This is a genomic window from Photobacterium sp. 270122K (assembly GCF_059941365.1).
In genome coordinates this window covers 150,748-174,725 of record NZ_JBPOEN010000007.1, presented here as the reverse complement: position 1 = coordinate 174,725, position 23,978 = coordinate 150,748, and the positions used below count along the sequence as shown (strand labels likewise).

The following is a 23,978-nucleotide window of genomic DNA, read 5'->3' as shown; positions in this document are numbered from 1 at the left end:
ACTGTGTTCCACTTAGGGCAGAAAACACTTTTCTGCCTGATTTATTATGAATAACGGATGGGGCTTCCATCAGTTTTTAATGGCATCCAACCCTAACGTCTCACGGATCACGGCCAGCTTTTCCGGCTCGCCATTGTGGGCGGCCTGTTGCATAGCGCGTGTTGGCGCGTGGATCAATTTGTTGGTGAGTTTATTGCTCAACTCAGTCAACACTTTTTCTGGATCCCCGCCATTAGCCAGCGCCTGTAAACTGCGCGCCAACATATCCGATTTGATCGCATCCGCTTGGCAACGGTATTCGCGAATACTGTCCACGGCTTCAAGTGAACGCACCCAACTCATGAACGCCGCACTTTCTTCGCTAACAATCGCTTCTGCTTGGATTGCCGCGACTTTGCGTTGCTCACGGTTTTTTTCCACAATGCTGTGAAGGTCGTCCACGCTATACAGATAAGCGTCTCTGATCTCGCCCACCTCTTGCTCAATATCCCGCGGCACGGCAATGTCTACCAACAACATCGGTTGGTAACGGCGGGTTTTAATCGCCTTTTCCACCATGCCTTTACCGATGATCGGTAACGGACTGGCGGTCGAGCTGATCACAATATCAGCGCGATGCAAATGCTCAGGAATCTCCGGCAAGCTGATCACTTCCGCGCCAAACTCACGCGCTAAGTTTTCAGCACGTTCCTTCGTACGGTTGGCCACAATCAATCGATTACAGCCCTGCTCGACCAGATGACGCGACACTAGCTCAATGGTTTCGCCCGCGCCCACTAGCAACACAGTGGCTTCAGACAATGATTCAAAAATTTGTTTCGCGAGTGTACACGCAGCAAAAGCGACAGAAACGGCATTGCCACCAATGTCGGTTTCGGTGCGTACACGCTTAGCGACCGTAAACGTTTTGTGGAACAGTTTTTCTAACATGCCATGGGCAATGTCACGCTCACGGGCATCCGAGTAGGATTGTTTCACTTGGCCTAAAATCTGGGGTTCGCCCAAAACCAGTGAATCTAACCCACACGATACGCGCATGAGGTGGCGAACTGCCGCTTGTTCTTCATGGAAGTACAGGCTTGGCATGAGCTCTTCTGTACTGATGTTGTGAAATTGGGTCAGCCAGTCGATCATGATACCGGGGCCCGACTGCGCAATGTCACAATACAGCTCTGTGCGGTTACAGGTCGACACGATCACCCCACTGTTGATCTCAGGGTGTGCTGCTAATTCGGTCAGTGCCTGCTCCATCTTTTCTGGCGAAAACGCAACCCGTTCACGCAAGTCCACAGAGGCTGTTTTATGGTTGATTCCTAGTGCAAGCAATGTCATGGAGACGGTGTACCACTTCGCCGATGAAAAAAGGGTTAAGGGCGGATTTTACTTGATGCCCCAACTTAATTAAAGAACGCAAACCTAATCAATATGGCATAACTCAGTAATTGTTGAGTCATCCCACACCTATATCGACCTGAAATACCGCGAAAAAAGACACAGTGTAAAACGTCAAGATATTGGAAATCTGACGCTTTTACCGCTATTGTTTGCCCACAATACCTGATTAAGAAGTGATGCCGATGACGCCACATTTGCGGCCCTCCCGCCCACAGCCTTGGGCGCACAAACGCCATTTTTATGTTATTCCTATCCTACTGGCACTCTTAAGTGGGTGCGCGACACAGCAAACCGCCCCGTCCCCCACCCAATGGAAAGATCACGAACAAGCGCTGCGTCAACTCGATCACTACCAAGCCAACGGCAAGCTGGGCTACAAAGGCCAACAACGCTTTGGCGCTAATTTGATCTGGGCTACCAACCCCGGTCATGATCACCTGCTATTAACCAATTTTTTAGGCAGCACCTTGCTCAAATTGGATGCGCGCCCGAATCACGTCACGCTGGTTAACAATGAAGGCAAAACCTTTCAAGGCACCGATGCGGGTCGCTTAGTGCAACAACTCACTGGCATCGACTTACCGGTCACGCAAATGCGTGATTGGCTGATTGGCCTGCCAACGGCGGCTGACACCTACCAGCTCAATGATGCTGGCCGTGTCGGTTATCTGGCGAAACAGATCAACGACAAACTATGGCAACTCGACTACAACGAGTATGATTATTCGACCTCTCCGGCCTTGCCGAAACGCATGGTGCTGAGCACCACAGGGGTTAGCATTACCCTTATTATTCATACTTGGTCTATCAATTAGAGCGCATTATGATCACCCGCACGACACACTGGCCGGCACCGGCAAAACTGAACTTATTTCTCTATATCACGGGACGCCGTCCTGATGGCTACCACGAGTTACAAACCCTGTTCCAATTTTTGGATCACAGTGACACCCTGACCATTACCGCTAACACCAGCAACGACATTTGCCTGACACCCGCCATCGAGGGCGTCGCAACGGAAGATAACCTGATCTACCGTGCCGCCGATCTGCTTCGCCAAACGGCGGGGATCCAAGCCGGGGCGGATATCCATATTGATAAGATTTTGCCCATGGGTGGCGGCTTAGGTGGGGGGTCATCAGATGCCGCAACAACACTGGTTGCCCTGAACCATTTATGGCAAACCCAACTCAGTGTGGATGCGTTGGCCGAATTAGGCCTGCGTTTAGGGGCGGATGTACCGGTTTTTGTGCGCGGTATGAGTGCCTTTGCCGAAGGCGTGGGTGAGAAATTGCAGCCAGCGACACCGGAAGAAAAATGGTATCTGGTGGTAAAACCTGAAGTAAACATCGCGACTGTCGATATTTTCACCCATCCTGCGTTAAAACGTGACAGTGAAAAAAGGGCGCTAAACGCACTAATGGCGGGGGTTTACGAAAACGATTGCGAAAAAATCGTCAGATCACTGCACCCCGAGGTTGATAAGGCACTTTCGTGGCTGTTAGAATACGCGCCGTCAAGATTGACTGGCACTGGTGCTTGTGTGTTTGCAGAATTCGCCACGCAGCAAGAAGCCAATGCAATACTGAATACATTACCTAACTGGCTCCAGGGATTTGTCGCAAAAGGTGTCAACACGTCTCCTCTTTTGACAGCCTTGAACACACATTCTACGGATAGTCAGTAACTACAACTTGGACGCAACCTGAGGTTTCCACCGTGCCTGATATGAAGCTGTTTGCTGGTAACGCGACACCAGAACTAGCGCAACGCATTGCTGATCGTCTTTACATTTCTCTAGGCGACGCAACAGTTAACCGTTTTTCCGACGGTGAAGTCTGCGTTCAGATTAATGAGAACGTTCGTGGTAGCGACGTATTTATCATTCAATCTACTTGTGCACCGACAAACGACAACCTAATGGAACTGGTTGTTATGATTGATGCGCTTCGCCGTGCTTCTGCTGGCCGTATCACTGCTGTTATCCCTTACTTCGGTTACGCTCGCCAAGACCGCCGTGTACGTTCTGCACGTGTGCCAATCACGGCTAAAGTCGTGGCTGACTTCCTGTCAAACGTGGGTGTTGACCGCGTTCTGACTGTGGATTTACACGCAGAGCAAATCCAAGGCTTCTTCGACGTACCTGTCGACAACGTATTCGGTAGCCCTGTACTGCTTGAAGACATGCTAGCGAAAAACCTTGAAGATCCAGTTGTAGTTTCTCCAGATATCGGTGGCGTTGTACGTGCCCGTGCTATCGCTAAGCTACTTGACGACACTGACATTGCCATCATCGACAAGCGTCGTCCACGTGCAAACGTGTCTCAGGTAATGCACCTGATTGGTGATGTTGAAGGCCGTGACTGCATCATCGTTGATGACATGATCGACACCGGTGGCACACTGTGTAAAGCCGCTGAAGCGCTAAAAGATCGTGGCGCGAAGCGTGTATTCGCTTACGCAACACACCCTGTATTCTCTGGTAGCGCAGTGCAAAATATCCGTGAATCAGTGATTGATGAAGTGATCGTAACCGACTCAATTCCATTGACACAAGAAATCGTGGATACGGGTAAAGTATCAGTACTTACCCTGTCTGGCATGTTGGCAGAAGCTATTCGTCGCATCAGCAACGAAGAGTCTATCTCTGCGATGTTTCAGCACTGATCGCTGACACACTAATGCATATCAACGCCCCGCCTTGTGCGGGGCGTTTTTCATTCTGCTGATAAGTTCGCCCCACGCCCCCAACGGCGAAGCGGGGTTAAGATATCAATTGCGCCACTTTTGGTATAACATAGCGCGCGTTTTAAGCCCCTAAGACTTGAGAGACTAGCGTGAGTAACAACATTCGCCTATTAGTCGGCCTGGCCAATCCCGGTGCCGAGTATGCTAGAACCCGCCACAATGCGGGGGCATGGGTGGTTGAAGAACTGGCCCGTGCACACAATATTAGCTTACGAGAAGAATCGAAATACTTTGGCCAAACCGGCCGGATCGTTGCCAATGGCCAAGATCTTCGCTTATTGATCCCATCCACGTACATGAACCTTTCCGGTAAGTCCGTGGCTGCGCTGGCTAATTTCTTCCAAATTAAGCCAGAAGAGATCTTAGTGGCACATGATGAGCTCGACCTTCCCCCAGGCGTTGCTAAATTTAAAAAAGGCGGCGGCCACGGTGGGCATAACGGCCTGCGCGATATCATCAGCAAAATGGGCAACAATAAGGACTTCTATCGCTTACGGATCGGCATCGGCCACCCGGGCGATAAGAACAAAGTTGCCGGCTTTGTACTGGGTAAAGCACCAGCCAAAGAGCAAGAGTGCATCGATGCGGCGGTGGATGAAGCCGTACGCTGCATGGATATTTTGCTCAAAGATGGCTTAAGCAAAGCGCAAAACCGACTACATACATTCAAAGCTGAATAACTGTAGCCAATCACAACTTATTCTTTGTGGCAGTTATACTGCCGCAATGTATCACCGAATAATTACCAAAAGGGTTTAACACCATGGGTTTTAAATGCGGAATCGTCGGCCTGCCAAACGTCGGCAAGTCAACACTGTTCAATGCCTTAACAAAAGCTGGTATCGAAGCAGCTAACTTCCCATTCTGTACGATTGAACCAAACACAGGCGTAGTGCCAGTGCCGGATCTTCGTCTAGACGCGCTAGCTGAAATTGTTAAGCCTGAGCGCATCCTGCCAACAACCATGGAGTTTGTTGACATCGCAGGTCTTGTTGCGGGTGCATCTAAAGGTGAAGGTCTAGGTAACAAATTCCTAGCAAACATTCGTGAAACCGATGCGATTGGCCACGTTGTACGTTGTTTTGAAAATGACAACATTATTCACGTTGCAGGTCGTATTGATCCGCTTGAAGACATCGACATCATCAACCTTGAACTAGCAATGGCTGACCTAGACACGTGTGAGCGTGCTATTTTCCGTCTTGCTAAGCGTGCAAAAGGCGGTGATAACGATGCGAAATTCGAAATCAAAGTCCTAGAAAAAATGCTGCCAGTATTGACTGACGGCGGCATGGCGCGTTCTATCGAACTAAGCAAAGAAGAAGCAGCAGCGATCAGCTACCTGAACTTCCTAACGCTGAAGCCAACCATGTACATTGCTAACGTGAATGACGATGGTTTTGAAAATAACCCATTCCTTGACAAAGTTGCCGCGCGTGCAGCAGAAGAAAACGCAATCGTGGTTTCTATCTGTGCATCAATGGAATCTGAAATCGCGGAGCTTGAAGATGAAGACCGTGAAGAGTTCCTTGCGGACATGGGTATCGAAGAGCCGGGCCTGAACCGTGTTATCCGTTCTGGTTACGAGCTATTGAACCTACAAACTTACTTCACCGCTGGCGTGAAAGAAGTACGTGCTTGGACTATCCCTGTTGGCGCAACCGCACCAAAAGCAGCGGGTGTTATCCACACTGACTTTGAAAAAGGCTTTATCCGCGCAGAAGTGGTTGGTTACAACAACTTCATCGAGTTCCGTGGCGAAAACGGTGCGAAAGATGCGGGTAAATGGCGTCTAGAAGGTAAAGATTACATCGTTCAAGATGGCGATGTGGTTCACTTCCGCTTTAACGTATAAGCATTTTCGCTCAAAACTTCACCTTTTGAGCCCGTAATCTTCATAAGCCAGCCTTCGTGCTGGCTTATTTTTTATTATCCCTCTTCCTCTATCACACCTTTCCCGTCCCTCGCGATCCGCTTATCTGCTTAGGTTTTCACCACCAAAACCCAAACCGAGCATGGCATTCGCCCAGTTCGTCCAAATAAGCACCGAACAAGCGTGTTTTCTCAAGATATTCAAAAAAACTATTGACGGTTTTCGCTGGTATGAGCATAATGCGCCCCGTTCCCAAGACGACAGCCACTACGGCGAACGGCTTGAAGAACGTGAAAAATTGGCTACGTAGCTCAGTTGGTTAGAGCACATCACTCATAATGATGGGGTCACAGGTTCGAATCCCGTCGTAGCCACCATTCTCCTTTTAACTAAGGCGAATACAAATGCGGAAGTGGCGAAATTGGTAGACGCACCAGATTTAGGTTCTGGCGCCGCAAGGTGTGAGAGTTCAAGTCTCTCCTTCCGCACCATTCTCTCGATTGAGAGCAGCTTTGAAGAAAAGCAATCTGCAGGTCTATCGCCAAGCGGTAAGGCAGCGGCTTTTGATGCCGCCATTCCCTGGTTCGAATCCAGGTAGACCTGCCATCTTTACAAGGTCGTTGATTGCGAGTATAGTCAGCAACCCAAAATGGCTACGTAGCTCAGTTGGTTAGAGCACATCACTCATAATGATGGGGTCACAGGTTCGAATCCCGTCGTAGCCACCATTCTCCTTTTCACTAAGGCGAATAAAAAAGATATGCGGAAGTGGCGAAATTGGTAGACGCACCAGATTTAGGTTCTGGCGCCGCAAGGTGTGAGAGTTCAAGTCTCTCCTTCCGCACCATATTCTCTCTTAGAGAATGTCAGTTTGAGTTTGCCTTAAACTGAACGTACAATCAGAGTTACTTGCTGGTAACAGCATCCGAATGCGGAAGTGGCGAAATTGGTAGACGCACCAGATTTAGGTTCTGGCGCCGCAAGGTGTGAGAGTTCAAGTCTCTCCTTCCGCACCATTCTGCTCTGATTGATAAAGTCTCTGAAAAGAGCATCTGCAGGTCTATCGCCAAGCGGTAAGGCAGCGGCTTTTGATGCCGCCATTCCCTGGTTCGAATCCAGGTAGACCTGCCACTTTTAAAGCTGTTGATTATCATGTATAGTCGGCAACTTAAATACGGCTACGTAGCTCAGTTGGTTAGAGCACATCACTCATAATGATGGGGTCACAGGTTCGAATCCCGTCGTAGCCACCATTCTCCTTTTAACTAAGGCGAATACAAAATGCGGAAGTGGCGAAATTGGTAGACGCACCAGATTTAGGTTCTGGCGCCGCAAGGTGTGAGAGTTCAAGTCTCTCCTTCCGCACCATTCTCTCTTAAACGAGAGCAGCTTTGAAGAAAAGCAATCTGCAGGTCTATCGCCAAGCGGTAAGGCAGCGGCTTTTGATGCCGCCATTCCCTGGTTCGAATCCAGGTAGACCTGCCATATTTTATGAATGTGGGTATTTCATTATATCGGCAATCTAAAATGGCTACGTAGCTCAGTTGGTTAGAGCACATCACTCATAATGATGGGGTCACAGGTTCGAATCCCGTCGTAGCCACCATTCTCCTTTTAACTAAGGTGAATACAAAATGCGGAAGTGGCGAAATTGGTAGACGCACCAGATTTAGGTTCTGGCGCCGCAAGGTGTGAGAGTTCAAGTCTCTCCTTCCGCACCATTCTTTCTTCGTGAAAGAACCTCAGTTTAAGTTCGCTTAAATTGAACATAATCAGCAGCATCCGAATGCGGAAGTGGCGAAATTGGTAGACGCACCAGATTTAGGTTCTGGCGCCGCAAGGTGTGAGAGTTCAAGTCTCTCCTTCCGCACCATTCTGCTCTGATTAATTAAGTCTCTGTAAAGAGCAATCTGCAGGTCTATCGCCAAGCGGTAAGGCAGCGGCTTTTGATGCCGCCATTCCCTGGTTCGAATCCAGGTAGACCTGCCATCATTACACTTTACGTTCGATCTTCAATGATTAACGGAAAGTATGCGGAAGTGGCGAAATTGGTAGACGCACCAGATTTAGGTTCTGGCGCCGCAAGGTGTGAGAGTTCAAGTCTCTCCTTCCGCACCATATTCTCTCTTAGAGAATGTCTGTTTAAGTTCGCTTAAATTGACGCAATAATCAGCAGCATCCGAATGCGGAAGTGGCGAAATTGGTAGACGCACCAGATTTAGGTTCTGGCGCCGCAAGGTGTGAGAGTTCAAGTCTCTCCTTCCGCACCATTCTTGCTCTGATTAATAAAGTCTCTGTAAAGAGCATCTGCAGGTCTATCGCCAAGCGGTAAGGCAGCGGCTTTTGATGCCGCCATTCCCTGGTTCGAATCCAGGTAGACCTGCCATATTTTATGAATGTGGATATTTCATTATATCGGCAATCTAAAATGGCTACGTAGCTCAGTTGGTTAGAGCACATCACTCATAATGATGGGGTCACAGGTTCGAATCCCGTCGTAGCCACCATTCTCCTTTTAACTAAGGCGAATACAAAATGCGGAAGTGGCGAAATTGGTAGACGCACCAGATTTAGGTTCTGGCGCCGCAAGGTGTGAGAGTTCAAGTCTCTCCTTCCGCACCATTCTTTCTTCGTGAAAGAACCTCAGTTTAAGTTCGCTTAAATTGAACATAATCAGCAGCATCCGAATGCGGAAGTGGCGAAATTGGTAGACGCACCAGATTTAGGTTCTGGCGCCGCAAGGTGTGAGAGTTCAAGTCTCTCCTTCCGCACCATTCTTGCTCTGATTAATAAAGTCTCTGTAAAGAGCATCTGCAGGTCTATCGCCAAGCGGTAAGGCAGCGGCTTTTGATGCCGCCATTCCCTGGTTCGAATCCAGGTAGACCTGCCATTTTTAACTTAACGTTGAATACTCTGTCTTTACGGCAAGCTTTAACGGTAAGTCATGCGGAAGTGGCGAAATTGGTAGACGCACCAGATTTAGGTTCTGGCGCCGCAAGGTGTGAGAGTTCAAGTCTCTCCTTCCGCACCATATTCTCTCTTAGAGAATGTCTGTTTAAGTTCGCTTAAATTGACGCAATAATCAGCAGCATCCGAATGCGGAAGTGGCGAAATTGGTAGACGCACCAGATTTAGGTTCTGGCGCCGCAAGGTGTGAGAGTTCAAGTCTCTCCTTCCGCACCATTCTTGCTCTGATTAATAAAGTCTCTGTAAAGAGCATCTGCAGGTCTATCGCCAAGCGGTAAGGCAGCGGCTTTTGATGCCGCCATTCCCTGGTTCGAATCCAGGTAGACCTGCCATTTTTAACTTAACGTTGAATACTCTGTCTTTACGGCAAGCTTTAACGGTAAGTCATGCGGAAGTGGCGAAATTGGTAGACGCACCAGATTTAGGTTCTGGCGCCGCAAGGTGTGAGAGTTCAAGTCTCTCCTTCCGCACCATTCTCTCTGAATAAGAGAGCAGCTTTGAAGAAAAGTAACCTGTAGGTCTATCGCCAAGCGGTAAGGCAGCGGCTTTTGATGCCGCCATTCCCTGGTTCGAATCCAGGTAGACCTGCCATCATTACACTTTACGTTCGATCTTCAATGATTAACGAAAAGTATGCGGAAGTGGCGAAATTGGTAGACGCACCAGATTTAGGTTCTGGCGCCGCAAGGTGTGAGAGTTCAAGTCTCTCCTTCCGCACCATCATTTAGAAACCCACCTTTTGGTGGGTTTTCTTTTATCTGCTGTTTTATTTTCCTCTCTCTTCTTTTTCTATTTCTATCCTTCTGTTTTTCCCTCTACACACGACACACCAGCAAACACCACACGGTTACACATAGCATTCTGTTACACATCGTGTTGTCCCATGCTTTACACTCGCACTTATGCTCAAGCAAATCACAAGCAAAAAAACCGAACACTTTCGCATTCGGCTTTTCTTTTAATGGCATGAAAAGCTCAGCGGCCGTTCACACGTACAGGGAAACTCACAATGCCATGTTCACAATCCCATAGCGTACTTCAGTACATGCTTTTTCAACGGCCCGGCTTGCTCCGCCAGTTTTAATCCCGCATTACGCAAAAACTTCAGTGGCAACAAATCATTACTGAACGTGGTATAGAACACATCCATGCCTGATTGCATCAACAAATTATCCGGTCGACGGCGACGCTCATAGCCCTGCAACACCGCAGGCTGATCCCATTGCTCGCCTGCTTTCTCTATTTCACTCAGTAGCACATCCACATCCTTGAATCCTAAGTTCACGCCTTGTCCAGCCAAAGGGTTGATGGTGTGTGCTGCATCGCCCAGCAATACCACACGATCGGCACGGTACGTCTGCGCATGACGACGAGTCAACGGGAAGCTGCCGTGATTAAGCACAGAGATCTCGCCCAACTCAGCGGGGAAATGGTGCACAATGTGCTCTACTAATTGTGCATGGCTCATGGCCGACAATTGTTTGATCCGTTGCGGGCTGTCGTACCACACCAGCGACGCTTGATGCCCCGGTAATGGCAAGAACGAACGCGGCCCGTGTGGCGTAAACATTTGCCAGGTAATGTCTTGCTGCGGCAAGGCCGTTTCAACATTGATCAACATACAATGCTGACGGTAATCCCACGCGGTGATCCCAATACCGGCTTGCTGACGGACTTGAGAATTAGCCCCATCCGCCCCAATCAATAACTGCGCCGCAATTTGCTGGCCATCATCGAGCGTGATCACGCGGTGATTGTCTGCAACCGTGCTGGAAGCCGACGTTGACATCGAGGTGGCGACCATTTTATGCGGGCAAAACACGGTCAGATTCGGGTACTGCTCAAATTGTTGCCACAACGCCAATTGAATAACGCGGTTTTCAACAATATAGCCCAGTTGCGCTAGCTGCATCTGCTCGGCATCAAAACGGGTGCGACACTCGGGGTGCTCCCACGTTTCCAACCGCTTATACGGGCACAAACGCATCGCTAGCATGGCTGGCCACGCGCCCAAGCGGGTTAATAGCGCCACCGAATGAGGCGAAATCGCTGACACCCGAAGATCCATCGGCGCTTCAGCCGAATACGGCGCCGGCTCATGACCTTCTAATACCGCCACTCGCAAGCCCTGCTGCGCAAGACCAATGGCCGTTGCAGCGCCAACCATGCCGCCTCCCGCAACGACAACATCAAACTGTTCCATACCGGCTCTCTTCTGTTATGCTCAAAATTCAAACGTGTCATTCAGACCAACACGAAACCTGTTATGGCGATAGACAACGCGATCAGACAGTCTGTTATCATAACAAATTCTACTGTGCTATCCGTGATCTATCCGCATTCATCACGCGGACGTCCCTTTTGGAGATCCCACTGCCCGCTATGTTGACTCGCCTGAAACGTCTGTTGCTTTGTCTCACCCTGCTCCTGCTGCTGATCCCGCCGTTATTGGTGGCTGGCGGTATCGTGATCAATCCGCCGGTCTGGGGCTGGCAGATCTACCGTACCCTATTTCCGCCTAAAGATTACCCGTCGCGGGCAGCCCATGACTGGGTACCGCTCAGCCAGATCGCCCCCAACATGCAGCTGGCCGTGATCGCCTCGGAAGATCAACACTTCCCGACCCATCACGGAGTCGATGTAAATGCCATCTTGACGATCCTCAAGCAAACAGGCACGCAAGCCCCCTCGCGTGGCGGCAGTACCATCAGCCAGCAAACCGCCAAAAACGTCTTTTTGTTCCCTTCCCGCACCTTTTTGCGCAAAGGCGTCGAACTCTATTTTACCTTATGGATGGAGCTGCTCTGGAGCAAAGCGCGGATCCTAGAGGTGTATTTGAATGTCATTGAATTTGGCCCCGGCCTTTACGGCGTTGAGGCGGCCAGTCAAACCTACTTCAATCGTTCCGCCAAGCAGCTCACCGCCCAACAAGCGTCACAACTGGCCGCCGTGCTGCCGAACCCGTACCGCATGCAGCCCACGCCCATGACCCCGTATGTGCGCAAGCGTAGCCAGTGGATCCGCCAGCAAATGCGACAACTCGGACAGCAAACCTTGAAGCCGCTCACGCCCTAAGGCGACAGCCGGTAAACCCACAATTTATTCGGGGTGGTGAGGAACTAGTCAGGCAGGGTTTAAAGCAGTACAATACGCGGCTTGCTAATGCTAATGGTCAATAACTGGCCTGAGAGCACAGTGAAGCAATGTAGAATGCAATGAATAAACACGACGAGTGAAGAGTTAGACATGGCTAAAAAACTGCTTATCAAAACCTGGGGCTGCCAGATGAACGAATACGATTCATCAAAAATGGCTGATCTTCTTAATGCAGCCAACGGCTTCGAGTTAACAGAGATCCCAGAAGAAGCAGACGTGCTGCTGCTAAACACCTGTTCAATCCGAGAAAAGGCGCAAGAAAAAGTTTTCCACCAGCTAGGCCGCTGGAAAACACTTAAAGACAAGAAGCCAGATCTTGTGATCGGCGTGGGCGGTTGTGTAGCAACGCAAGAAGGCGATTCTATTCGTAAGCGTGCGCCGTATGTAGATGTGATCTTTGGCCCACAAACCTTGCACCGCCTACCGCAAATGATCAAGCAATCGCAATCGAATGATAAGCCGGTCATGGACATTTCTTTTCCTGAAATTGAAAAGTTCGACAACATGCCAGAACCGCGCGCGGAAGGGGCAACAGCGTTCGTTTCAATCATGGAAGGCTGTTCAAAATACTGTACTTACTGCGTGGTTCCCTACACCCGTGGTGAGGAAGTGAGCCGTCCAATTGATGACGTATTGTTTGAAATTGCCCAACTGGCAGACCAAGGTGTACGTGAAGTTAACCTGCTAGGTCAGAACGTTAACGCATTCCGTGGTCCAACGCATGATGGCGACGTAGCAACCTTCGCAGAATTACTTCGCCTTGTGGCCGCGATTGACGGTATCGACCGCATTCGTTACACCACCAGTCACCCGATTGAATTTACTGACGACATCATTGAGGTGTACCGAGACACCCCAGAGTTGGCTGATTACCTGCACCTGCCTGTACAGAGCGGTTCAGATCGTATTTTGACCATGATGAAGCGTCCGCACACGATCCTTGAATACAAGTCGAAAGTGCGCAAGTTGCGTAAAGTGCGTCCGAATATCACCATGAGTTCTGACTTCATCGTCGCGTTCCCGGGAGAAACGGATCAAGATTTCCAAGACACCATGAAACTGATCCGCGATATCGATTTTGATATCAGCTTCAGCTTCATTTTCTCACCTCGCCCGGGTACACCGGCAGCGGATTACCCTTGTGATCTGGCTGAAGATGTGAAAAAAGAACGTCTGTATGAACTGCAGCACCAGATCAATACGCAAGCGATGCGTCACGCCCGCCTGATGCTAGGTACTGAGCAGCGTATTCTGGTTGAAGGTCCTTCTAAGCGTAACATCATGGAATTGCGCGGCCGTACCGACAATAACCGCATCGTTAACTTTGAAGGTGACGCTGAGCTAATCGGTCAGTTTGTTGATGTAAAAATCACCGAAGTGAAAACCAACACACTGCGCGGTGAGCTTGTACGTACCGAAGCCGAAATGAATCTACGTGTGGCCATGTCACCAAGTGAAGTGATGGAAAAAACACGCAAAGAAGATGAATTGGGTGTCGGCGTATATACTCCATAGTAAGTGGTGCGTCTATACGTTGTAGACCTGCCCTGAACCCAAGGCCGCCCAGCTCACTGGGTGGCCCTACTGAGAGGCCAATCTTGAGCAAAGTTATTACCTTAGAATTTAATCTGGAACCCGTCGATAACCAGCGTCTTTCCAGCCTTTGTGGCCCTTTCGACGATAATATCAAGCAACTAGAACGCCGTTTGGGTGTTGAAATTAACCACCGCAGCAGCAGTTTCACTGTTGTCGGCCAGCCTCACACGGCCACCGCTACGGTCGAGATCATCAAATCGCTGTATGTCGATACAGCGCCCGTGCGCAATACCATTCCCGATATTGAACCGGACCATGTCCACCTTGCGATCAAAGGGTCTGGTGTTCTCGAACAATCGACCGAGTCGAGCATTCCTTACGGCAAAGAAGTGATCATCAAAACCAAAAAAGGGGTGATCAAACCGCGTACACCGAACCAAGCCCAATACATTACCAACATGGTACGCCATGACATCACCTTTGGGGTTGGCCCTGCCGGTACCGGTAAAACGTATTTGGCTGTTGCCGCTGCGGTTGACGCCCTTGAGCGTCAAGAAATTCGCCGTATCTTGCTGACCCGCCCAGCAGTAGAAGCCGGTGAGAAACTGGGCTTCTTGCCTGGCGATCTCAGCCAGAAAGTCGACCCGTATTTGCGCCCGCTGTACGACGCTCTGTTTGAAATGCTGGGCTTTGAGCGCGTTGAGAAACTGATTGAGCGTAACGTGATTGAAGTCGCTCCGCTCGCTTACATGCGTGGCCGTACACTGAACGATGCCTTTATCATTCTCGATGAAAGCCAGAACACCACGGTCGAGCAGATGAAAATGTTCCTGACCCGTATTGGCTTTAACTCCCGCGCCGTGATCACCGGTGACGTGACCCAGATCGACTTACCACGCGGTGCCCGCTCTGGCTTACGCCATGCGATTGAAGTGCTGTCAAACGTCGACGAAATCAGCTTTAACTTCTTCCAGGCCGACGATGTTGTCCGTCACCCTGTTGTTGCTCGCATTGTCCAAGCATATGAAGCATGGGAAAGCGAAGACCAAAAGCAACGCAAGCTGGCCGAACAACGCCGCCGCGAAGAACACACGGCCAAACCGGCCGTCATTGAACCGGAACAAAGTCATTAATGTCTATTTATCTTGATCTGCAAATTGCCACTGAGAATACGGAAGGCATGCCTACTGAGGCTGACTTCCAACAATGGCTAGAAGCAGCGATTCTTCTTTTTCAACCCAATGCCGAAGTCACTATCCGTTTAGTGGACGAAGCAGAGAGCCACACCCTGAACCACACCTATCGCGGCAAAGACAAACCGACTAATGTGTTGTCTTTCCCGTTTGAAAGTCCACCGGGTGTCGAGTTAGATTTGCTGGGGGATATGATTATCTGCCGACAGGTCGTCGAAAAAGAAGCCATTGAGCAGGATAAACCACTCCTTGCCCATTGGGCACATATGGTTGTACATGGCAGCTTGCATCTGCTAGGTTATGACCATATTGAAGATGACGAAGCCGAGGAAATGGAAAGCTTAGAGACAGAAATCATGCAAAAGATGGGCTTTGCCGATCCGTATGCTGCCGAAAAGCTATAATCCCCCCTCGACCGCGTATAAATGGGTGCGGATTTGGCCTCGGCCATCGCACCTTACTTTGTGGCACTCGCCACTTAACTGATAGAGAAGAAATTCTTACAAGCAATGAACGAAGATAACTCACAGAATTCTGAAGGTCCGAGTAGAAAGTCCTTCTTTGAACGCATTGGCCAACTTTTCCAAGGCGAGCCACAGAACCGCGAAGACCTGGTAGAGGTATTTCGAGATTCAGAAGAAAACGATTTGATCGACCACGACACCCGCGACATGCTCGAAGGGGTCATGGAAATTGCCGAGATGCGGGTTCGCGATATCATGATCCCTCGCTCGCAAATGGTCACCATCGAGCGTTCTCAGAAGTTAGAAGATCTGATTGATTTAATTGTTGATGCCCAGCACTCCCGCTACCCGGTGATCAGCGACGACAAAGATCATGTAGAAGGGATCCTCCTTGCTAAAGATCTTTTGCGTTACCTGCAGCCAAGCAGCGAACCGTTCGACATGGACGAAGTGTTACGTCCTGCCGTGGTGGTGCCAGAAAGTAAGCGCGTAGACCGCTTGCTGAAAGAATTCCGCGAAGAGCGCTACCACATGGCAATCGTCGTGGATGAATTTGGTGGGGTATCAGGGGTTATAACCATTGAGGACATCCTCGAGCAAATCGTTGGCGAAATCGAAGACGAATTCGATGACGAGGAAGAGCAGGATATCCGTCAGTTAAGTAAGCATACTTATTCGGTGAAAGCCTTGGCGACCATTGAAGACTTCAATGAGATATTCCACACCCAATTCAGTGACGAGGAAGTCGACACCGTAGGTGGTTTAGTGATGACCAGCTTTGGTCACCTGCCTGCCCGTGGTGAAATCGTTGAATTGGATGGCTACTCATTCAAAGTCACGTCTGCCGATAACCGCCGAGTGATTCAGTTGCAAGTGACCGTGCCTCACGAAGCACATCAACCGACGACTACATCATAACGAATGACAAAAAAAACACTAATGAAGTTGGGACAGCTCTTTGCGGCTGTCCCAGCCGGTGCCTTAGCCACCCTTTCTTTCGCTCCCTATAATTATTGGCCCCTCGCACTCGTCTCCCTGTGCCTTCTGTTTGCCTTATTACTCCAACAAACGCCTAAGCGCGGTGCGCTGATCGGTTTTTTGTGGGGATTGGGCCTCTTTGGTACCGGGATCAGTTGGGTCCATGTCAGCATCGCCAACTTTGGTGGCATGCCATGGTTAGCGGGCTGGTTCCTCATGGCCTTGCTGATCGCCTATCTCGCGTTCTATCCCGCGCTATTTGGTTTCCTGTTCAACCGCTTTAACCGCGGTCGTCCTTTCCACCAGCTCATGCTCAGTGGTCCGGTTTTCTGGCTGATCCTCGATTGGATCCGCGGCTGGTTAATGACGGGCTTTCCTTGGCTCTGGATGGGTTACAGCCAAATCGATAGCCCTTATGCCGCCATTGCACCCGTCTTAGGGGTCGAAGGGATCACCCTCGCCTTAGTATTAAGCAGTGCCGCGCTTGTGGGTGCCGCCTATTACCGTAACTGGCGTCCACTGATGGTGGTCGCGCTGGTCGCGGGGATCAGCCTGCTTGCAGGACAAAAACAATGGGTTGTGCCCAATCCCGATAAAACTGTAGATGTGGCGATGATCCAGGGCAACGTGCCGCAAGAGACCAAATGGCTACCCAGCCAGCGCTGGCCGACCCTGATGAAATACACCGATCTCACCCGTGAAAACTGGGGCGCAGATTTGATCATCTGGCCAGAAGCGGCCATTCCCGCGCTGGAGACTCAAGTCCCGACCTTCTTGCAGAATCTCGATGCGGCGGCCCGTAACAACCACAGTACGGTGATCACGGGTATCTTGGATCAGAACGAGCAAGGCCAGTTCTATAACAACATTCTGACCCTTGGGGTGAATGCGGTCGGCCCGTACCAGTACGAACACGCAGAGCGCTACAGCAAACACCACTTACTGCCATTTGGTGAATTTGTGCCGTTCGGCGATTTACTGCGCCCGATTGCACCGCTCTTCAACCTGCCGATGTCCTCTTTCAGCCGGGGTGATTACATTCAGCCAAACCTGGAAGCGAACGGTTACTCACTGGCACCGGCACTGTGTTATGAAGTGGCATTCAGCGAGCAAGTACGCAAGAACGTGGACTACGACACCGAGTTTCTGCTGACGCTGTCTAACGACACCTGGTTCGGTAAATCCATTGGGCCATTCCAACACATGGAAATCGCCCAAATGCGTGCGCTGGAGTTGGGTAAGCCCCTTCTGCGTGCCACCAACAGTGGATTAACCGGCGTAGTGGATCATAACGGGCATATCATTGCCTCAGTCCCTCAGTTTGAAACCGCGGTACTGCGTACCAAAGTAACGCCAACAGAAGGGATGACGCCATTCACGTCGCTGGGCAGTTGGCCACTGTACATGTATGTGTTGTGGTCACTCACCCTGTCATGGGTATTGGCACGCCGTCAGCAAGGACGTTTTCGCGATCAGCAACCGGAAATCAATTATCACGATTAATGCGGTTTCTGATGCGTGATGCATTCCCAAGAGCCTGAACTTAGGCTGACAATTGAACAAAAAGGTGAAGTTACCCTCTTCGCCTTTTTTTTCATCTTGTTAGTATGAAGGGTATCTATGATCATGCACTCAAGGGAAATGCATCGATGAAAAGCATCTATAAACTCTTCACCATGCTCAGTGCGGTCGCCCTGCTGTGTGTGGCCTCCGGCTCTCTCGCGAAAGAAAGCCTTGAAACCCGCGCCGCACTGGAACAATTTCAGGCCGCGCCGCAAACGCACCCTTTCTTCCAATCGGCTTATGGCTATGCGATTTTCCCCTCCGTCGGTAAAGGCGGCTTTTGGATCGGCGGCGCTTATGGCACAGGCAGTGTTTATCAACATCATCAGCTCACTGGCTCAGCCAAACTATTCCAGCTTTCTTTCGGTTTGCAGTTTGGCGGACAAGCCTACAGCGAATTGATCTTCTTCCAAGACCAACGCGCCTACGAACGTTTCATTAATGGCAGTTTAGAGTTGGACGCACAAGCCTCTGCTGTCGCCATCAATGAAGGCGCCCAAGCCAAAGCGGGTACAGCGGGCTTTAGTGCCAGCACTGGGAAAAACAACTATGTGGATGCCAACTACACCAATGGCATTTCTGTTTTTACCTTTGCCAAAGGGGGCGTGATGGTAGAAGCCTCCATTGCCGGGCAAACCTTTAGCTTCGAACCACTGGCACAAGCGACGGGGCACACATCATCGCCATCCACGTCCCACACACCGTCATCCCATTCATCTTCACCAGCAGAGCCTGTCTCAGTGATGGTTGATACGATTGAGCCGCCAGTGCAGTATGAGTAGGAAAAGAGCGGGACCTAAAACCTAGAAACGTAATACGAGAAACGAGATACGAGTGACTAGGAACTAGGAACTAGGAACTAGGAACTAGGAAAGATAAAACAACAAAAAACGGGCCGCAGCCCGTTTTTTGTCTTCATCAATCATACTTCATCACGCATGACCTTAAGCCGCGCGGCTAAGGTGACAACGGTTTACGGGTAAAGCGGGTATGCCCGCAGCGTAAGCAGGGCGAAATGGCTTTCACGTGGGTGATTTGCTCATCATGCCCACACTGTTCACACACCAAGTGACCCAAGCCGACAATTTCTCCCGCCTCGTAGACACCCTGATGTTTAAAATCATCCATCACTTCACGCCATTCAATTTGGGTTTTATCGGTGGCTTCCGCCAACCCTTCCCAAATCGTCTCTTTTACCACACGATAGAATGGGCTTTCCCCAAACGGTTCGGGGCTGCTTTCCACATTCTGTGCAAATTCATGAAGATCACGCTTCAGGTAAGCAGAAATCAACGCCAGTTCATCTTTTGTCATGTCACTGGCTGCCTGACGGTACTGCTCGGTGATCGACGCCCAATGCTTTAATTCATCAGGGCTACGTTTGAGGGTTGCTGTCACTTCTTCCAGCAAGCTCTCATAATCCTTTTTTTGATCCGCCATAACTCCCCCTCCTTCCCCCTGCCCGCCTGCTTCATTGCGCCGCAAGCCCGCGAGGGTCGATGATCGGGCAACAATTCACGGCCGAAATGGCCTCAGCTATTGTTGACACCTTTACCTTTAGTTATTCTATGTCGATTATATTGAATGTGTTTGTACTCAACTCACAAAATCCCGGATGCCATCGATGCAAGAACAATATCGTCCACAGGACATTGAACAGAAAGTTCAGGAACATTGGGACAACAAAAAGACCTTTGTTGTAAGTGAAGACCCAAATAAAGAAAAATTCTACTGTCTCTCCATGTTCCCGTACCCAAGTGGCCGTCTGCACATGGGTCACGTACGTAACTACACCATTGGTGATGTGGTATCACGTTACCAGCGTCTACAAGGCAAAAACGTCATGCAGCCAATCGGCTGGGATGCGTTCGGTCTGCCTGCAGAAAATGCTGCGGTTAAAAACAACACCGCACCTGCGCCTTGGACATACGAAAACATTGAATACATGAAGAACCAGCTAAAACTGCTGGGCTTCGGCTACGACTGGAACCGTGAGTTCGCAACCTGTACCCCTGAGTACTACCGTTGGGAACAAGAGTTCTTCACTAAGCTGTACAACAAAGGCTTGGTTTACAAGAAGACCTCGTCTGTTAACTGGTGTCCGAACGACCAGACTGTTCTTGCTAACGAGCAGGTTGAAGACGGTTGCTGCTGGCGTTGTGACACGCCGGTAGAACAAAAAGAGATCCCACAGTGGTTCATCAAAATCACTGAGTACGCACAAGAGCTACTTGACGATCTAGACACCCTAGACGGCTGGCCTGACATGGTAAAAACCATGCAGCGTAACTGGATTGGCCGCTCTGAAGGCGTTGAGCTAGAGTTCAACGTTATCGGTCAAGACAAGCCGCTTGAAGTGTACACGACCCGTCCTGACACCCTAATGGGCGTGACGTTCGTGAGCATTGCAGCCGGTCACCCACTGGCAGCGCTAGCGGCACAGAACAACCCTGAGCTGGCTGCATTCATTGATGAATGCCGTAACACCAAAGTGGCTGAAGCAGAACTGGCCACAATGGAAAAGAAAGGCATGGCGACTGGCCTAACAGCCGTTCACCCGCTAACAGGCCGTGAAGTGCCAATCTTCGTCGCTAACTTCGTATTGATGGATTACGGCACAGGTGCCGTGATGGCCGTGCCTGCGCACGATCAGCGTGACTACGAGTTTGCAACCAAGTACGCACTGGAAATCATGCCAGTGATCAAGCCTGCTGACGACAGCGAGCTTGACGTATCAGAAGTGGCTTACACAGAGAAAGGCGTACTGTTCAACTCGGGTGAGTTTGACGGTCTTGATTTCCAAGCAGCGTTTGATGCGATTGCCGCGAAGCTAGAAGCCGAAAACAAAGGCAAGAAAACCGTTAACTTCCGTCTACGTGACTGGGGTGTGTCTCGTCAGCGTTACTGGGGTGCACCAATCCCAATGGTAACCACTGAAGACGGCGAAGTGCATCCGGTACCGGCTGACCAGCTACCAGTGATTCTTCCTGAAGATGTGGTAATGGATGGCGTAACCAGCCCAATCAAAGCAGACAAAGAGTGGGCGAAGACCACCTTTAACGGCGAACCAGCACTACGTGAAACCGATACCTTCGATACCTTCATGGAGTCATCGTGGTACTACGCGCGTTACTGTTCACCACAGGCTGACGACATTCTAGACCCAGAAAAAGCGAACTACTGGCTACCGGTTGATCAGTACATCGGTGGTATTGAGCACGCGTGTATGCACCTGCTTTACTCTCGCTTCTTCCACAAGCTACTGCGTGACGCAGGCTACGTGACGTCTGACGAACCGTTCAAGCAGCTACTTTGCCAAGGCATGGTACTGGCTGATGCGTTCTTCTACACCACCGAAAAAGGCGGTAAAGAGTGGGTTGCCCCAACTGACGTAACCGTAGAGCGTGATGGCAAAGGCCGCATCGTATCAGCGACTGATAACGAAGGTCGCAACGTTGAGCACTCAGGCATGATCAAAATGTCTAAGTCGAAAAACAACGGTATCGACCCACAAGAAATGGTCGACAAGTACGGTGCTGACACCGTGCGTCTATTCATGATGTTCGCATCACCTGCAGACATGACCCTTGAATGGCAAGAGTCTGGCGTTGAAGGGGCAAACCGCTTCCTGAAACGTGTTTGGAAGCTAGTGAAAGAACACACTGAAAAAGGCGACGTTGACGCGCTTGACGTGGCAGCTCTGTCTGGTGCTCAAAAAGCACTACGTCGTGACGTACACAAGACCATTGCTAAAGTGAGCGATGACATCGGCCGTCGTCAGACATTCAACACAGCGATTGCCGCTGTGATGGAACTGATGAACAAGCTGGCGAAAGCATCACAAGACAGCGCACAAGACCGTGCATTGCTTGACGAAGCCCTAAAAGCCATCGTACGTATGCTATACCCAATGACCCCACACATCTGTTTTGAAATGTGGGAAGCACTGGGCGAAAGCAACATCGACAGCGCTGAATGGCCAATGGCTGACGAAAAAGCGATGATCGAAGACGAAAAACTGATCATCGTTCAGGTTAACGGCAAGCTACGTGCCAAACTGACTGTGGCTGCAGATGCAACCAAAGAACAAGTTGAAGCACTTGCAATGGCTGATGACGGCGTCACCAAGTTCACCAACGATGTGACTATTCGTAAAGTGATCTACGTACCAGGTAAATTGCTGAACATCGTTGCAAACTAATTGCCGCGAACTAAAGCAACTTTCTGATGCCTAATCCTGTGGCTCCTGCGCATTCGCACAGGCGCCACAGATCTTCCGGCTCACATTCCAACCATCCGTACCCCAACGTCAGCCGGTCAGTTTTCACTCACTTTTCATGGAGCAGACTCGGTGAAAGCTTTCTTTTCCTTTAAAAGCACCATCCGAACCTTCTTTGTTGTCGTCATGGCCCTTGCCACGGCGTCTTGTGGTTTTCATCTTCGCGGTAACTATATGTTGCCAGACGACATTGCCAAGCTTTCTCTGACCAGTTTTGACCGCTACGGTCCACTCCAGCGTCAAGTCGCTTCGCAGTTTCAACTACACGGTATTGAACAAGTCCCACCGTCGAGCACCGTCCCTAACCTCAATCTGATCAGCGAATCCATCAGTGAGCGGACACTCTCGTTGTACCAAAATGCCCGTGCAGCGGAATACGAACTGACCTACGTGGTGAACTACAGCATTGTGGTGCCGAACAAAGGTATCCAAACCTTTACCACCCGTGTTAGCCGAACCTTCTTGGATAACCCACTCACGGCGTTGGCAAAATCGGTTGAACGCGACATGATTGAAGAAGAGATGCGTCAGCAGGCCTCCAGCCAAATCATGCGCCAATTAGCGCGTCTGACCGCGGTGTTTAACCGCATGGAAAAAGATCAATTGGATGCGTTGATCCACAATAAAGACAACCAAAACACGAACACGAACACGACCATCAGTACAGAAAACGTCAGCGATGAACAGGCTGCTAACGCATTATCGTACGATGAAACGTCACCGGCGCAGGTTGAAGCAGCGCAATGAGGATCTACCCAGAACAACTGGCGCAGCAACTGACCAAGGGGCTGCGCCCTGCCTATCTCCTGTTGGGCAATGAACCCTTGCTCAAACTGGAAGCCTGCGATCAGATCAAGCAGGCCGCACAACAGCACGGGTTTGATGAGCGCCATAGCTTTACAGTGGATGCTCAGCTTGATTGGAACCTGATCCTCGATTGTTGCCACGCCATGAGTTTGTTTTCTGCACGCCAAATCATTGAGTTGGATCTGCCGGACACCGCCCTCAACGCGCAACAAGTCAAATCCCTGCAAAGCGTGATTGACAGCTTGCACGAGGACATTCTGCTGCTCATTCAAGGGCCACGTTTCAATAAGAAACAAGAAAGTGCCAAATGGTTTAAAGCGTTAGAAACCCAAGGGCTCTACCTGCCTTGCAATACACCGGATGCGCGTCAGTTGCCCCGTTTTATTCAGGGTCGCTGTCAGCAACTGGGGCTAAAACCGGATCATGAATCGGTACAAATGCTGGCTCAATGGCACGAAGGTAACCTGCTGGCGTTAGCACAAAGCCTGCAGAAATTGGTGCTGCTCTACCCCGACGGCGAACTGAATGTTGTCCGTTTAGAAAGCGCACTGAGCCGTCATAACCATTACACCCCATTCCAGTTGGTCGATGCACTACTGGCCGGACAGGCCAAGCGCAGCCAGCGGGTGTTACGCCAGTTACAAGGCGAAGGCATTGAAGCCGTCATCATTCTGCGTACCCTGCAACGTGAAATCACGCAGTTGTATAAAATGCAGGAGATGGGCCAAAAAGGCACGCCGCTCAATGTGATTTTTGAAAATTACCGGATCTGGCAAAACCGACGCGAAATGTACATCGGCGCCCTGCACCGTATGCCGCTGAGTGTCATTATTTCGCTGTTACAGCAACTTGCACAAATCGAAGTCCGCGTAAAAACGGATTTTGACTACTCACCGTGGGATGCGCTCGCCACCTTGTGCGCCGAAATGTGTGGGGTACGCACGCATCTGATCCAAAAGCACTAACGCGATAAAAGAGTAAGCATGCGCTTACAGTGTGCGCAGGAAAGAGAAAGGGAA

The 23,978-nt window shown here is 50.3% G+C and carries 18 protein-coding genes and 27 tRNA genes; 42 read left to right on the top strand and 3 right to left on the bottom strand.

Annotation, left to right across the window (positions count from 1 at the left end):
• Positions 1-69: 69 nt before the first annotated feature.
• Positions 70-1,332: a glutamyl-tRNA reductase gene (hemA, locus tag ACSF8W_RS14180; RefSeq protein WP_500847932.1), complete on the bottom strand. Its 1,263-nt coding sequence runs from the start codon at positions 1,330-1,332 to the stop codon at positions 70-72.
• Positions 1,333-1,577: 245 nt separating this feature from the next.
• On the opposite strand from hemA, the gene lolB reads away from it, so the two are divergent.
• The 32 genes from lolB (at position 1,578) to ACSF8W_RS14020 (ending at position 9,703) form a co-directional block, all read left to right on the top strand.
• Positions 1,578-2,210, top strand: a complete 633-nt coding sequence (lolB, locus tag ACSF8W_RS14175; protein WP_500847931.1) for a lipoprotein insertase outer membrane protein LolB — start codon at positions 1,578-1,580, stop codon at positions 2,208-2,210.
• Positions 2,211-2,218: 8 nt separating this feature from the next.
• Positions 2,219-3,082 (top strand): 4-(cytidine 5'-diphospho)-2-C-methyl-D-erythritol kinase, encoded by an 864-nt coding sequence (ispE, locus tag ACSF8W_RS14170; RefSeq protein WP_500847930.1) that lies wholly within the window; start codon positions 2,219-2,221, stop codon positions 3,080-3,082.
• Positions 3,083-3,114: 32 nt separating this feature from the next.
• Entirely contained in the window at positions 3,115-4,062 is a 948-nt protein-coding gene (locus ACSF8W_RS14165; protein WP_500847929.1) for a ribose-phosphate pyrophosphokinase, read from the top strand.
• A gap of 170 nt (positions 4,063-4,232) precedes the next feature.
• On the top strand, positions 4,233-4,823 hold the full coding sequence (gene pth / locus ACSF8W_RS14160) for an aminoacyl-tRNA hydrolase (protein WP_500847928.1): 591 nt from the start codon (positions 4,233-4,235) through the stop codon (positions 4,821-4,823).
• Positions 4,824-4,906: 83 nt separating this feature from the next.
• On the top strand, positions 4,907-5,998 hold the full coding sequence (gene ychF / locus ACSF8W_RS14155) for a redox-regulated ATPase YchF (RefSeq protein WP_500847927.1): 1,092 nt from the start codon (positions 4,907-4,909) through the stop codon (positions 5,996-5,998).
• Positions 5,999-6,316: 318 nt separating this feature from the next.
• Positions 6,317-6,393: transfer RNA gene (locus ACSF8W_RS14150), tRNA-Met, on the top strand.
• Between the two features lie 29 nt (positions 6,394-6,422).
• Positions 6,423-6,507 (top strand) — tRNA-Leu (locus ACSF8W_RS14145).
• Positions 6,508-6,547: 40 nt separating this feature from the next.
• Positions 6,548-6,622: transfer RNA gene (locus tag ACSF8W_RS14140), tRNA-Gln, on the top strand.
• A 45-nt stretch (positions 6,623-6,667) separates the two neighbouring features.
• A tRNA-Met gene (locus tag ACSF8W_RS14135) sits at positions 6,668-6,744 on the top strand.
• A gap of 34 nt (positions 6,745-6,778) precedes the next feature.
• Positions 6,779-6,863: transfer RNA gene (locus ACSF8W_RS14130), tRNA-Leu, on the top strand.
• An 84-nt stretch (positions 6,864-6,947) separates the two neighbouring features.
• Positions 6,948-7,032 (top strand) — tRNA-Leu (locus ACSF8W_RS14125).
• 40 nt (positions 7,033-7,072) lie between these two features.
• Positions 7,073-7,147: transfer RNA gene (locus tag ACSF8W_RS14120), tRNA-Gln, on the top strand.
• Positions 7,148-7,192: 45 nt separating this feature from the next.
• A tRNA-Met gene (locus ACSF8W_RS14115) sits at positions 7,193-7,269 on the top strand.
• 30 nt (positions 7,270-7,299) lie between these two features.
• Positions 7,300-7,384, top strand: a tRNA-Leu gene (locus ACSF8W_RS14110).
• A 42-nt stretch (positions 7,385-7,426) separates the two neighbouring features.
• Positions 7,427-7,501 (top strand) — tRNA-Gln (locus tag ACSF8W_RS14105).
• Positions 7,502-7,545: 44 nt separating this feature from the next.
• Positions 7,546-7,622 (top strand) — tRNA-Met (locus ACSF8W_RS14100).
• A gap of 30 nt (positions 7,623-7,652) precedes the next feature.
• Positions 7,653-7,737 (top strand) — tRNA-Leu (locus ACSF8W_RS14095).
• A gap of 67 nt (positions 7,738-7,804) precedes the next feature.
• A tRNA-Leu gene (locus ACSF8W_RS14090) sits at positions 7,805-7,889 on the top strand.
• A gap of 41 nt (positions 7,890-7,930) precedes the next feature.
• Positions 7,931-8,005 (top strand) — tRNA-Gln (locus ACSF8W_RS14085).
• A gap of 44 nt (positions 8,006-8,049) precedes the next feature.
• Positions 8,050-8,134 (top strand) — tRNA-Leu (locus ACSF8W_RS14080).
• Between the two features lie 67 nt (positions 8,135-8,201).
• Positions 8,202-8,286 (top strand) — tRNA-Leu (locus ACSF8W_RS14075).
• A 41-nt stretch (positions 8,287-8,327) separates the two neighbouring features.
• A tRNA-Gln gene (locus ACSF8W_RS14070) sits at positions 8,328-8,402 on the top strand.
• A 44-nt stretch (positions 8,403-8,446) separates the two neighbouring features.
• Positions 8,447-8,523, top strand: a tRNA-Met gene (locus ACSF8W_RS14065).
• Positions 8,524-8,553: 30 nt separating this feature from the next.
• A tRNA-Leu gene (locus tag ACSF8W_RS14060) sits at positions 8,554-8,638 on the top strand.
• Positions 8,639-8,705: 67 nt separating this feature from the next.
• Positions 8,706-8,790 (top strand) — tRNA-Leu (locus tag ACSF8W_RS14055).
• A gap of 41 nt (positions 8,791-8,831) precedes the next feature.
• Positions 8,832-8,906: transfer RNA gene (locus ACSF8W_RS14050), tRNA-Gln, on the top strand.
• 56 nt (positions 8,907-8,962) lie between these two features.
• A tRNA-Leu gene (locus ACSF8W_RS14045) sits at positions 8,963-9,047 on the top strand.
• A gap of 67 nt (positions 9,048-9,114) precedes the next feature.
• Positions 9,115-9,199 (top strand) — tRNA-Leu (locus ACSF8W_RS14040).
• 41 nt (positions 9,200-9,240) lie between these two features.
• Positions 9,241-9,315 (top strand) — tRNA-Gln (locus ACSF8W_RS14035).
• Positions 9,316-9,371: 56 nt separating this feature from the next.
• Positions 9,372-9,456: transfer RNA gene (locus tag ACSF8W_RS14030), tRNA-Leu, on the top strand.
• Between the two features lie 43 nt (positions 9,457-9,499).
• Positions 9,500-9,574: transfer RNA gene (locus ACSF8W_RS14025), tRNA-Gln, on the top strand.
• Positions 9,575-9,618: 44 nt separating this feature from the next.
• A tRNA-Leu gene (locus ACSF8W_RS14020) sits at positions 9,619-9,703 on the top strand.
• Positions 9,704-10,001: 298 nt separating this feature from the next.
• Here ACSF8W_RS14020 and ACSF8W_RS14015 read toward each other — a convergent pair.
• On the bottom strand, positions 10,002-11,186 hold the full coding sequence (locus ACSF8W_RS14015; protein WP_500847926.1) for a 2-octaprenyl-3-methyl-6-methoxy-1,4-benzoquinol hydroxylase: 1,185 nt from the start codon (positions 11,184-11,186) through the stop codon (positions 10,002-10,004).
• Positions 11,187-11,365: 179 nt separating this feature from the next.
• Between ACSF8W_RS14015 and mtgA the strand changes: the two genes are divergently transcribed.
• From mtgA to ACSF8W_RS13980, 7 genes are all read left to right on the top strand, one after another.
• On the top strand, positions 11,366-12,058 hold the full coding sequence (gene mtgA / locus ACSF8W_RS14010) for a monofunctional biosynthetic peptidoglycan transglycosylase (protein ID WP_500848020.1): 693 nt from the start codon (positions 11,366-11,368) through the stop codon (positions 12,056-12,058).
• Between the two features lie 171 nt (positions 12,059-12,229).
• The gene (gene miaB / locus ACSF8W_RS14005) at positions 12,230-13,654 is read left to right on the top strand and encodes a tRNA (N6-isopentenyl adenosine(37)-C2)-methylthiotransferase MiaB (RefSeq protein WP_500847925.1); all 1,425 of its coding nucleotides are present in this window, start codon (positions 12,230-12,232) and stop codon (positions 13,652-13,654) included.
• Between the two features lie 83 nt (positions 13,655-13,737).
• Complete coding sequence (locus tag ACSF8W_RS14000; RefSeq protein WP_500847924.1) at positions 13,738-14,808, top strand: PhoH family protein; 1,071 nt, start codon at positions 13,738-13,740, stop codon at positions 14,806-14,808.
• Positions 14,808-15,272 (top strand): rRNA maturation RNase YbeY, encoded by a 465-nt coding sequence (gene ybeY / locus ACSF8W_RS13995; protein ID WP_500847923.1) that lies wholly within the window; start codon positions 14,808-14,810, stop codon positions 15,270-15,272. Before ACSF8W_RS14000 ends, ybeY begins: the two co-directional genes overlap by 1 nt.
• 105 nt (positions 15,273-15,377) lie before the next feature.
• Positions 15,378-16,250, top strand: coding sequence for a CNNM family magnesium/cobalt transport protein CorC (gene corC, locus ACSF8W_RS13990; RefSeq protein ID WP_500847922.1), 873 nt, complete (start codon positions 15,378-15,380; stop codon positions 16,248-16,250).
• Between the two features lie 3 nt (positions 16,251-16,253).
• Positions 16,254-17,813: an apolipoprotein N-acyltransferase gene (lnt, locus tag ACSF8W_RS13985; protein WP_500847921.1), complete on the top strand. Its 1,560-nt coding sequence runs from the start codon at positions 16,254-16,256 to the stop codon at positions 17,811-17,813.
• Between the two features lie 146 nt (positions 17,814-17,959).
• The gene (locus ACSF8W_RS13980; protein ID WP_500847920.1) at positions 17,960-18,655 is read left to right on the top strand and encodes a lipid-binding SYLF domain-containing protein; all 696 of its coding nucleotides are present in this window, start codon (positions 17,960-17,962) and stop codon (positions 18,653-18,655) included.
• 175 nt (positions 18,656-18,830) lie between these two features.
• On the opposite strand, the gene ACSF8W_RS13975 is transcribed toward ACSF8W_RS13980, so the two are convergent.
• On the bottom strand, positions 18,831-19,313 hold the full coding sequence (locus ACSF8W_RS13975; RefSeq protein WP_500847919.1) for a zinc ribbon-containing protein: 483 nt from the start codon (positions 19,311-19,313) through the stop codon (positions 18,831-18,833).
• Between the two features lie 184 nt (positions 19,314-19,497).
• Here ACSF8W_RS13975 and leuS point away from each other — a divergent pair, with 184 nt between their 5' ends.
• From leuS to holA, 3 genes are all read left to right on the top strand, one after another.
• Entirely contained in the window at positions 19,498-22,074 is a 2,577-nt protein-coding gene (leuS, locus tag ACSF8W_RS13970) for a leucine--tRNA ligase (RefSeq protein ID WP_500847918.1), read from the top strand.
• 150 nt (positions 22,075-22,224) lie between these two features.
• Positions 22,225-22,899 (top strand): LPS-assembly lipoprotein LptE, encoded by a 675-nt coding sequence (locus ACSF8W_RS13965; protein WP_500847917.1) that lies wholly within the window; start codon positions 22,225-22,227, stop codon positions 22,897-22,899.
• The gene (gene holA / locus ACSF8W_RS13960) at positions 22,896-23,924 is read left to right on the top strand and encodes a DNA polymerase III subunit delta (protein ID WP_500847916.1); all 1,029 of its coding nucleotides are present in this window, start codon (positions 22,896-22,898) and stop codon (positions 23,922-23,924) included. Before ACSF8W_RS13965 ends, holA begins: the two co-directional genes overlap by 4 nt.
• Positions 23,925-23,978: the final 54 nt, after the last annotated feature.

What these genes read in the sequence shown, in the direction of transcription:
- leuS (WP_500847918.1), top strand. Translation starts at nt 19,498, where the DNA reads ATGCAAGAACAATATCGTCCACAGGACATTGAACAGAAAGTTCAGGAA.
- lolB (WP_500847931.1), top strand. Translation starts at nt 1,578, where the DNA reads ATGACGCCACATTTGCGGCCCTCCCGCCCACAGCCTTGGGCGCACAAA.
- mtgA (WP_500848020.1), top strand. Translation starts at nt 11,366, where the DNA reads ATGTTGACTCGCCTGAAACGTCTGTTGCTTTGTCTCACCCTGCTCCTG.
- hemA (WP_500847932.1), bottom strand. Translation starts at nt 1,332, where the DNA reads ATGACATTGCTTGCACTAGGAATCAACCATAAAACAGCCTCTGTGGAC.
- ACSF8W_RS13980 (WP_500847920.1), top strand. Translation starts at nt 17,960, where the DNA reads ATGAAAAGCATCTATAAACTCTTCACCATGCTCAGTGCGGTCGCCCTG.
- ACSF8W_RS13975 (WP_500847919.1), bottom strand. Translation starts at nt 19,313, where the DNA reads ATGGCGGATCAAAAAAAGGATTATGAGAGCTTGCTGGAAGAAGTGACA.
- ychF (WP_500847927.1), top strand. Translation starts at nt 4,907, where the DNA reads ATGGGTTTTAAATGCGGAATCGTCGGCCTGCCAAACGTCGGCAAGTCA.
- corC (WP_500847922.1), top strand. Translation starts at nt 15,378, where the DNA reads ATGAACGAAGATAACTCACAGAATTCTGAAGGTCCGAGTAGAAAGTCC.
- ybeY (WP_500847923.1), top strand. Translation starts at nt 14,808, where the DNA reads ATGTCTATTTATCTTGATCTGCAAATTGCCACTGAGAATACGGAAGGC.
- ispE (WP_500847930.1), top strand. Translation starts at nt 2,219, where the DNA reads ATGATCACCCGCACGACACACTGGCCGGCACCGGCAAAACTGAACTTA.
- lnt (WP_500847921.1), top strand. Translation starts at nt 16,254, where the DNA reads ATGACAAAAAAAACACTAATGAAGTTGGGACAGCTCTTTGCGGCTGTC.
- miaB (WP_500847925.1), top strand. Translation starts at nt 12,230, where the DNA reads ATGGCTAAAAAACTGCTTATCAAAACCTGGGGCTGCCAGATGAACGAA.
- ACSF8W_RS14015 (WP_500847926.1), bottom strand. Translation starts at nt 11,186, where the DNA reads ATGGAACAGTTTGATGTTGTCGTTGCGGGAGGCGGCATGGTTGGCGCT.
- holA (WP_500847916.1), top strand. Translation starts at nt 22,896, where the DNA reads ATGAGGATCTACCCAGAACAACTGGCGCAGCAACTGACCAAGGGGCTG.